Source organism: Rathayibacter sp. AY1H3 (genome assembly GCF_002932015.1).
Genome location: NZ_PSUU01000074.1, coordinates 1 through 8,177 on the forward strand (window position 1 = coordinate 1; position 8,177 = coordinate 8,177).

Sequence of the window (8,177 nt, forward strand, 5' to 3'; positions counted from 1 at the left end):
GCGCTCCGGCGCGAGCTGCTGCTGCTCGCCCTGGCCAACCGATTCTCCCGCCGCTCCGCGGTCGATCCGGCGGGCGAGGGGTGGTCGATCGGCCGGGCGGCGATCACGGCGGCGCGGCGCTCCGAGAGGCGCTGAGGGGCGGAGCGGACGACCCGGGCCGCGGAGCGCAGCCGCGTGCGGGGACGGACACGACGGCCCAGCGCCGCGAGGCGCGTGCGGGGCCGGACGCGCCGGCCGACGGCGGCGAGAGCGGGATGCATCGGTCCAGGTTAGCCGGAGGCGCCCGGGCGCCCTGCGCCGGTCAGGGCTCGTCGACGACCGCGAAGGCCCGCACCGGGAAGGTCCCGAAGCCCCGCACCTTCGGCGGCACGGCGGTGAAGCGCGCCCCTGTCGCCGGCAGCCCGCCGAGGCCGGTGAGGTGCTCGACGACGTGCACTCCCGCGGCGAGGAGGGCCGAGTGCGCGGGCCGCGATCCGCCCGACTCCGTGTCGTCGATGTTCACCGAGTCGATGCCGACCAGCACCGCGCCGGCGGCGACGAGCGCCTCCGCCGCCTCGCCGCTGAGGAAGGGGGCGCCCCTGCCGTACCCGGGCGTGGCGAAGTGCGCGTCCCAGCCGGTGCGGAGGAGGACGGCGGCGCCGCGGACGTCGAGTCCCGCGACCGCGTCCGAGCCGATGCCCCGTTCGGTGGCTCCGGTCGCGTCGACCACGACGGTCGGCAGGTCGACCAGCGTCTCGAGCGGGAGAGCGGCGAGATCGGCTCCGCCCTCGTAGCGGTGGAACGGGCTGTCGAGGTAGGTGCCCGTGTTCCCGATCATCTCGATGACGTCCATCGCGAACTCGGTGCCGGGTGCGTAGGAGGCGCGGGACGCCTCACGGGTGAGGTGCGGCCGGATGCGCGGAGCGGGCAGGCCCGGGTAGGTCACCAGCCCGTCCGCGACGGTGTGGCTGAGGTCGACGAAGCGGCGCGAGGAGGTCATGCGCCCGATCCTGGCAGGGGCCGGATCGGGCGCACCATCGAGATGCCGCCCCGCGGGGCGGCGTTCCCGCCTCTACTTCTTCGGCAGCGCCGCCGACAGGTCCGCGATCAGGTCGGACGAGTCCTCGAGGCCCACCGAGAGGCGCACCAGCGACTCCGAGACCTCCAGCGGCGTGCCCTTCACCGACGCGTGCGTCATCTCGCTCGGGTAGCCGATCAACGACTCGACGCCGCCCAGCGACTCCGCGAGCTGGAACAGCTCGGTCGACTCGGCGAACTTCCGGGCGGCGCGCGGCGTCGCGAGCTCGAGTGAGAGCATCCCGCCGAACCGCGACATCTGGCGCTTCGCCAGCTCGTGGCCGGGGTGCGAGGGCAGGCCCGGGTAGTGCACGGCCGTCACCGCCGGGTGCTCGACGAGGAACTCGGCGACCGCCTGCGCGTTGACGGAGTGGCGCTCCATCCGCACCCCGAGGGTCTTGATGCCGCGGACCGTGAGCCATGCGTCCATCGGGCCCGAGATCGCTCCGACCGCGAACTGCAGGAACGCGATCTTCTCGGCCAGCGGCCCCGAGCGCAGGGCGAGCGCGCCGCCGACGACGTCCGAGTGGCCGCCGAGGTACTTCGTGGTCGAGTGCACGACCACGTCGGCACCGAGGGCCAGCGGCTGCTGCAGGGCGGACGAGGCGAAGGTGTTGTCGACGACGACGATCAGGTCGTGCGCGTGGGCCAGGTCGGCGAGCTCGGCGATGTCGCTGATGGTCATCAGCGGGTTCGACGGGGTCTCGACCCAGAGCATCTTCGTCTCGCCGGGGACGATCGCCCGCTGCACCTCGCGGAGGTTCGACATGTCGACGGCCGTGTTGCGCACGCCCCAGGCGCTGTGCACCCGGTCGATCAGGCGGTGGCTGCCGCCGTACGCGTCGTTGCCCAGGACGACGTGGTCGCCGGGCGCGAGGGCGGCGCGCAGCAGGGTGTCCTCGGCGGCGAGGCCGGAGGAGAAGGAGTAGGCGACGTCCGCGCCCTCGAGCGAGGCGATGAGCTCCTGGAGCGAGTCGCGCGTCGGGTTCGCCGAGCGGGCGTACTCGTAGCCGCCCCGGAGACCGCCGATGCCGTCCTGGACGAACGTGGAGGTCATGTAGACGGGCGGCACGACCGCCCCGGTGGTCGGATCGAACTCCTGGCCGGCGTGGATGGCGCGGGTGTCGAAGTGCTGCTTCTTGGGCATGGTGCGGGCTCCCTGGGTCGGAGGTGCGGAGGCGGCGGCCGTCAGGCCGTGGCGTAGGTGAGGAGGTCCTGTCGGGTGATCACCGCGACGGGCTTGCCCTCGTCGGTGACGAGGAGGGCGCTGCGCTCGGTGAGCGCGGCGCGGGCGGCGGTGATGCTCTCGCCGAGCCCGATCAGCGCGAGCGCGTCGCCCACGCAGTCGCCGAGCGGGTCGTTCATCGAGGCGGATCCGGCGAAGACGCGGTCGAGCAGCTCGCGCTCGTCGACGGCTCCGACGACCTCGCCCATCACGACGGGCGGCTCGGCGGTCAGCACCGGCAGCTGCGAGACGCCGTACTCGGTCATGATGCCGATCGCGTCGCGGATCGTGTCGGTCGGGTGAGCGTGCACGAGCGCCGGGAGGTCGGCCTGCCCGCTCGCCGCCCGCGCGCGGAGCACGTCGCGGACGGTGCCCTCGTCGCGCATCTCGAGGAAGCCGTAGGAGCGCATCCAGCGGTCGTTGAAGATCTTGCCGAGGTAGCCGCGCCCGCCGTCCGGAAGGAGCACGACGACGACGTCGTCCGGCCCGAGACCGGCGGCGGCCTTGAGCGCGACGGAGACGGCGAGCCCGCTCGATCCGCCGACGAGCAGCCCCTCCTCGCGGGCGAGGCGGCGGGTCATCGCGAACGACTCGGCGTCGCTGGAGGCGATGATCCGGTCGACCACGCTCGGGTCGTACGCGCTCGGCCAGAAGTCCTCGCCGACGCCCTCGGTCAGGTACGGGCGACCGCCGCCGCCCGAGTAGACGGAGCCCTCGGGGTCGGCGCCGACGATCTGCACGCGGCCCTCCGACACCTCCTTGAGGTAGCGGCCGACGCCGCTGATGGTGCCGCCCGTGCCGACTCCCGCGACGAAGTGGGTGAGCCGGCCGGCGGTGTCGCGCCAGATCTCGGGGCCCGTGGTCTCGTAGTGGCTGAGCGGTCCGTTGAGGTTCGCGTACTGGTTGGGCTTGAAGGCGCCGGGGATCTCGCGGGCGAGGCGGTCCGAGACGGAGTAGTAGGAGGCGGGGTCCTCCGGAGCGACGGCCGTCGGCGTCACGACGATCTCGGCCCCGTAGGCGGTGAGGACGTTGCGCTTGTCCTCCCCCACCTTGTCCGGCAGCACGAACACGCAGCGGTAGCCGCGCTGCTGCGCGACGAGGGCGAGGCCGATGCCGGTGTTGCCGCTGGTCGGCTCCACGATGGTGCCGCCGGGCTTCAGCAGCCCGTCGCGCTCGGCTGCGTCGATGATGCGGGTCGCGATGCGGTCCTTCGACGAGCCGCCGGGGTTCAGGTACTCGACCTTGACCAGCACGGTCGCCTGCACGCCCGCCGCGACCGGACCCAGCTTCACCAGCGGGGTGTCGCCGATGAGGTCGAGCACCGAATCGGCGTAGGCCATCCCGGTCTCCGGGCGTGCGGGAAGGGCGCGATCCAGGCTCATCCCGCCAGCGTAGCAACCGGCTGCGGGCGTGTGACGGGGGTGGGCGGAGGCACAGGGAGCGGTCTCGGGAGGGGAGTGCCGCCGGTCGCGCCGGTGCCCTATCGTGGGGGTCCGCGAGCGCCGCGGTCGACCCGGAACGGACCCCGAATGACCTCACCGATCGCCGCACCGCCGCGGCGTCCGGCCGACATCCACCTCCTCCGCCTGCTCGGCCCGGCGCTGGTCGCCGGAGTCGCCTACCTCGACCCGGGCAACGTCGCCAGCAACATGACGGCCGGCGCCCGGTTCGGCTACCTCCTGGTCTGGGTGGTGGTGCTCGGCAACCTGATGGCCTGGCTCATCCAGTACCTCTCGGCGAAGCTCGGCCTGATGACCGGCCGCAGCCTCCCCGAGCTGCTCGGCGACCGCCTGCGCGGCCGCTGGGGCCGCCGGGCCTACTGGCTGCAGGCCGAGACGGTCGCGATGGCGACCGACCTGGCCGAGGTGATCGGCGGCGCGATCGCGCTGAACCTGCTCTTCGGACTGCCGCTGCTGGCCGGCGGCGTGGTCACCGGCGCGGTCTCGCTGGTGCTGCTGCTCGTGCAGACGCGGGGCGGGGCGCAGCCGTTCGAGCGGGTGATCACGGCGCTGATGGTGCTGATCGCCGTCGGCTTCACGGTCGGCGTGGTCGTCGATCCGCCGGACGCGGGCGCGACCGTCGCCGGTCTCGTGCCGCGCTTCGAGGGCTCGGAGTCGGTGCTGCTCGCCGCCTCGATCCTCGGCGCGACCGTCATGCCCCACGCGATCTACGCCCACTCCGCGCTCGCCCGCGACCGCTTCGGCCACGTCGAGGGCGTCGGCGCGCGCCGGAGGATCCTGGTCGCCACCCGGATCGACGTGACGATCGCGCTCGCCATCGCCGGCACCGTGAACCTCGCGATCCTGCTCCTCGCCGCGCACTCCCTCGCGGGAGTCGCCGGGACCGACAGCCTCGAGGGCGCCCACGCGGCCATCGGGGCGGCGCTCGGACCGGTGGTCGCGACCCTGTTCGCCGTCGGCCTGCTCGCCTCCGGCCTCGCCTCGACCTCGGTCGGCGCGTACGCGGGAGCCGAGATCATGCACGGTCTGCTTCAGGTGCGGGTGCCGCTCGTCGCCCGTCGTCTGGTCACGCTGATACCGGCGCTCCTGGTGCTCGCGATCGGCTTCGACCCGACGCGCGCGCTGGTGCTCAGCCAGGTGGTCCTGTCGTTCGGCATCCCCTTCGCGCTCGTGCCGCTCGTGATCCTGACCCGCGACCGCCGCCTGATGGGCGACCAGACGAACCGCTGGTTCACCACCCTCGCCGCCGCCCTGGCCGCCGTCTTCCTCATCGTCCTGAACGGCCTGCTGCTCTGGCTCACCTTCGCCCCCTGAGCGGAGCGGCGGCGCATCCTGCGGATCGAGCGGGCCCGTTGGGCATCCCGCTGATCGAGCGGCCCGCTCCTCGGGCGCATCGAGATCCCCCTGACCGCGCATTGATCTGATCCGAAGCCTCGCTCGTTATCCTCTGAGAGCGCCTCTCAGGCGCCTGCGCCCGCCCCAGGCGCCTTCCGCCCTCAGAACGAGAGACGCCGCCGTGCCCAAAGACACGATGTCCGCCAAGAACCGCGCCCGACAGGAGAAGCTCGAGGCCTACAAGCGCGAGCAGGACCGCCGCAAGCGCGGCTCCCGCATCTGGATCTGGTCGCTGTCGGCCCTGGCCGTCCTCGCGGTCGGCGGGATCGTCGCGGTCACCGTCTTCGGGAACCAGCAGATCGTCGAGGCGCGCGAGATCGACGGCCTGCAGACCTTCGACAACGACGCCACCCACGTCGCCGGCGCCGTCGACTATCCGCAGACCCCGCCGGCGGGCGGCCCGCACAACGCCGTGTGGATGAACTGCGGCGTCTACGACGAGCCCGTCCCGAACGAGAACGCGGTGCACGACCTCGAGCACGGCGCCGTCTGGGCCACGTACGACCCCGAGCTCCCGCAGAGCGAGGTCGACGCGCTGATCGCCGCGATGCCCGACACCTACTCCGTCGTCTCGCCCTACGAGGGCCTCGAGTCGCCCATCGTGCTGAGCGCCTGGGACGCCCAGGTCGCGATCGACTCGCCCGAGGACCCCCGCATCGACGCCTTCGTCGAGCGCTTCTGGCAGTCCTCGAGCGCTCCGGAGCCCGGCGCCCCCTGCACCGGAGGGATCGATGCGCCCGGCAAGCAGTAGGGGCCGGATCCTCGTCGCCGCGGTCGCCGTGGTCGCGCTCCTCCTCGGGGCGGCCGGCGGCTACCTCTTCGGCGCGCTCGCTCCGTTCGCCTCCGCCGCGACGCCCTCGAGCGCCAGCGCCGAAGCGGGCTTCGCGCGCGACATGCAGGTGCACCACCTGCAGGGCGCCGAGCTGGCGATGATCGCCCGCGAGCGCAGCGCCGACGACGAGGTCCTCACCGTCTCGAAGGACATCCTGCTCACCCAGCAGCAGCAGGCCGGGCAGCTCTTCGGCTGGCTGAACTCGTGGGGCCTGCCGCAGGCTGCTCCGGAGCCCTCGATGACCTGGATGGGCCGGCCGACCCTGGCCGGAGCCGCCGACGAGCACTCGTCGATGGGGATGGGGACCGAGGACGGCGTCGTGCCGGCGAGCATGCCCGGTCTCGCGACACCGGACCAGATCACCGCCCTCAGCAGCGCGTCGGGCCGAGACTTCGACCGGATGTTCCTCGAGCTGATGATCGCCCACCACCGCGGCGCGATCGACATGGCCGAGGCGCTGCTCGCCCGGAGCCGCGTGACGGTCGCCACCGACTTCGCCTCCTCCGTCGTGAAGGCCCAGGAGGCCGAGATCTCGCTGATGGAGCAGATGCTCGAGGACCGGCCGGTGGAGTGACCGCCTCCGGCGCGCACGACATCGGCTGAGACTGGTGCGCCTCCCCCACCGGGAGGGGCACGTGCTCTCCGTCGACGTCGTGCACGGGGCCCGGCGACTCAGACGGCGTCGGCTGCGAGTAGCCCCGCGGAGTCCGGCCGCCGATCCGCGGCTCAGCCCTGGAGGGCCGACTCCGTCTGCTGCGCGTAGAGCGAGGCGTAGAGGCCGCCGAGGCCGAGCAGCTCGCGGTGGGTGCCCGATTCGACGATCCGGCCGCCCTCGACGACGTGGATGACGTCGGCCGACACGATGGTCGAGAGCCGGTGGGCGATCGCGATGGTGGTGCGGCCGCGGGCGGCGTCGTCGAGCGCGGTCTGGACGATCCGCTCCGAGACGGTGTCGAGGGCGCTGGTCGCCTCGTCGAGGATGAGGACCGCCGGGTCCTTCAGCAGGACGCGCGCGATCGCGAGCCGCTGCTTCTCGCCTCCGGAGAGCCGGTAGCCGCGCTCGCCGACCAGTGTGTCGTAGCCGTCGGGGAACGACGTGATCGTCGCGTGGATGTTCGCGGCGCGGGCGGCCGCCTCCAGCTCCTCCTGCGTCGCGTCCGGGCGGGCGTAGCGGAGGTTGTCGCCGATCGTCGCGTGGAAGAGGTAGGTCTCCTGGCTGACGATGCCGATGTGCGAGACGAGCGACTCCTGCCGCAGCTCGCGCACGTCGGTGCCGGCGAAGCGCACCGCTCCCCCGGCCACGTCGTAGAGGCGCGGGACGAGGTACGAGATGGTGGTCTTGCCCGCGCCGGAGGGACCGACGAAGGCGACGAACTGGCCCGGCTCGATCGCGACCGAGACGTGGTCGAGCGTCGGGCGCGCGTCCTCCGCCTGGTCGGGGTAGCGGAACACGACGTCGTCGAGCTCGACCCGGCCGAGCTCGCCCGAGACCTCGCGTGCATCTGCCCGGTCCGTGATCGCCGGGCGCAGGTCCAGGTACTCGAAGATGCGGGCGAACAGCGCTCCGGCCGTCTGCAGGTCGAGCGCGACGCGCATCAGGCCCAGGAGCGGCCACATCAGGCGCGCCTGCACGGTGGTGAAGGCCACGACGGTCCCGGCGGTGACGGTGGTGCCGCCGAGGATCAGCCAGGCGGCCACGAGGTACACGATCACGGGGATGACGGAGAGGAAGATCTGCACCATCGCGAAGAACCACTGGCCGGACATCTGCTGCCGCACCTGGAGCTCGATCTGGCGGCCGTTCTCGTCGGCGTAGCGCGTCACCTCCGACTCCTGGCGGCCGAAGCTCTTGGCCAGGAGGATGCCCGAGACGCTCAGGGTCTCCTGGGTGATCGCGGTCATCTCGGACAGCGACTCCTGCGTCTTCGTCGCGATGCGCGCCCTCACCTGGCCGACGCGGCGCTGGGCCACGACGAGCACCGGAGTGAGGACGAGGGCGACGATCGTCATCTGCCACGAGAGCAGGAGCATCGCGACGACGGCCGCGATCACGGTGACGGTGTTGCCCAGCACGCTCGAGACGGTGTTCGTGAGCACGTTGGCCACGCCGCCCACGTCGTTGGCGAGGCGCGACTGGATGACGCCGGTGCGGGTGCGGGTGAAGAAGCCGAGCTCCATCGCCTGCAGGTGGCGGAAGAGGCGGATGCGC

Annotated in this window: 7 protein-coding genes; 3 read left to right on the plus strand and 4 right to left on the minus strand. The window is 72.7% G+C overall.

Features of this window, described 5'->3' with window-relative positions; all coding sequences use genetic code 11:
- Window positions 1–301 precede the first annotated feature (301 nt).
- The 3 genes from C5C33_RS17590 to C5C33_RS17600 form a co-directional block, all read right to left on the minus strand.
- Entirely contained in the window at window positions 302–979 is a 678-nt protein-coding gene (locus tag C5C33_RS17590; protein ID WP_104261750.1) for a cyclase family protein, read from the minus strand.
- Between the two features lie 72 nt (window positions 980–1,051).
- Window positions 1,052–2,203, minus strand: a complete 1,152-nt coding sequence (locus C5C33_RS17595; RefSeq protein WP_104224345.1) for a cystathionine gamma-synthase — start codon at window positions 2,201–2,203, stop codon at window positions 1,052–1,054.
- Window positions 2,204–2,244: 41 nt separating this feature from the next.
- On the minus strand, window positions 2,245–3,621 hold the full coding sequence (locus C5C33_RS17600) for a cystathionine beta-synthase (protein ID WP_104227178.1): 1,377 nt from the start codon (window positions 3,619–3,621) through the stop codon (window positions 2,245–2,247).
- A gap of 189 nt (window positions 3,622–3,810) precedes the next feature.
- Between C5C33_RS17600 and C5C33_RS17605 the strand changes: the two genes are divergently transcribed.
- The 3 genes from C5C33_RS17605 to C5C33_RS17615 all read left to right on the plus strand — a co-directional run bounded on the left by C5C33_RS17605 (window position 3,811) and on the right by C5C33_RS17615 (window position 6,542).
- Window positions 3,811–5,055, plus strand: coding sequence for an Nramp family divalent metal transporter (locus C5C33_RS17605; RefSeq protein ID WP_104227179.1), 1,245 nt, complete (start codon window positions 3,811–3,813; stop codon window positions 5,053–5,055).
- Window positions 5,056–5,257: 202 nt separating this feature from the next.
- Window positions 5,258–5,887, plus strand: a complete 630-nt coding sequence (locus tag C5C33_RS17610) for a DUF3105 domain-containing protein (protein ID WP_244230507.1) — start codon at window positions 5,258–5,260, stop codon at window positions 5,885–5,887.
- The gene (locus C5C33_RS17615; RefSeq protein ID WP_104261751.1) at window positions 5,868–6,542 is read left to right on the plus strand and encodes a DUF305 domain-containing protein; all 675 of its coding nucleotides are present in this window, start codon (window positions 5,868–5,870) and stop codon (window positions 6,540–6,542) included. The genes C5C33_RS17610 and C5C33_RS17615 overlap by 20 nt, the downstream gene beginning before the upstream one ends.
- 152 nt (window positions 6,543–6,694) lie before the next feature.
- Here the strand turns inward: C5C33_RS17615 and C5C33_RS17620 are convergent.
- Window positions 6,695–8,177 (minus strand): ABC transporter ATP-binding protein (locus tag C5C33_RS17620; RefSeq protein WP_104261752.1); only part of this gene is annotated, 1,483 nt, incomplete at its 5' end.

What these genes read in the sequence shown, in the direction of transcription:
- C5C33_RS17590 (WP_104261750.1), bottom strand. Translation starts at nt 979, where the DNA reads ATGACCTCCTCGCGCCGCTTCGTCGACCTCAGCCACACCGTCGCGGAC.
- C5C33_RS17595 (WP_104224345.1), bottom strand. Translation starts at nt 2,203, where the DNA reads ATGCCCAAGAAGCAGCACTTCGACACCCGCGCCATCCACGCCGGCCAG.
- C5C33_RS17600 (WP_104227178.1), bottom strand. Translation starts at nt 3,621, where the DNA reads ATGGCCTACGCCGATTCGGTGCTCGACCTCATCGGCGACACCCCGCTG.
- C5C33_RS17605 (WP_104227179.1), top strand. Translation starts at nt 3,811, where the DNA reads ATGACCTCACCGATCGCCGCACCGCCGCGGCGTCCGGCCGACATCCAC.
- C5C33_RS17615 (WP_104261751.1), top strand. Translation starts at nt 5,868, where the DNA reads ATGCGCCCGGCAAGCAGTAGGGGCCGGATCCTCGTCGCCGCGGTCGCC.